This is a genomic window from Planktotalea frisia, from assembly GCF_001890925.1.
Taxonomy (GTDB): Bacteria; Pseudomonadota; Alphaproteobacteria; order Rhodobacterales; family Rhodobacteraceae; genus Planktotalea; species Planktotalea frisia.
Map to the genome: position 1 here is coordinate 1 of NZ_MLCB01000189.1, position 574 is coordinate 574.

Sequence of the window (574 nt, forward strand, 5' to 3'; positions counted from 1 at the left end):
CTAGGCTCCCTCATTCATAACGAGAGTTTGCGGGTTTGGATTTCATATTCTTTATCGTCAGTTTGGGCAAGCGCGTCGTGCGCGGAGCCCTCGAATTGCTCAAGCGCTCGACGCGCGTCAGCGGGTGTTTGGTTGTCCAGAGATGAGTGCGGTCTGACGTTATTGTAATCATATCGCCAGAGCGCCAGTTTGCGGCGGGCATCATCCAAGCTGTCGAAGATCTCCTCATTCAGCAGCTCGTCTCGCAGGCTGCCATTGAAGCTTTCGATGAAGCCATTCTGCTGCGGCTTGCCGGGATCGATGTAATGCCAATCCACGTTGTTATCGCCAGCCCACTTCAGGATCGCGCGACTGGTAAACTCAGTCCCGTTGTCACTAACTATACAGGCGGGCTTGCCATAGACGCGCACAAGCGCATCCAGCTCGCGTGCCACCCTCGCACCTGAGATGCTTGTATCGGCCATTAAACACAGGTTCTCACGGCAGCAATCATCATTCACAGCCAGCATGCGGAACTTGCGGGAAGCTCCAAACGTGTCGGATACAAAATCCAGCGACCAACGCTCGCCAGGAC

Annotated in this window: 1 protein-coding gene; it reads right to left on the reverse strand. The window is 55.1% G+C overall.

Annotation, left to right across the window (positions count from 1 at the left end):
- Positions 1-14: 14 nt before the first annotated feature.
- Positions 15-574, reverse strand: a 560-nt coding sequence (locus PFRI_RS17570; RefSeq protein ID WP_139292140.1) for an integrase core domain-containing protein, incomplete at its 5' end; no start/stop codon positions are given.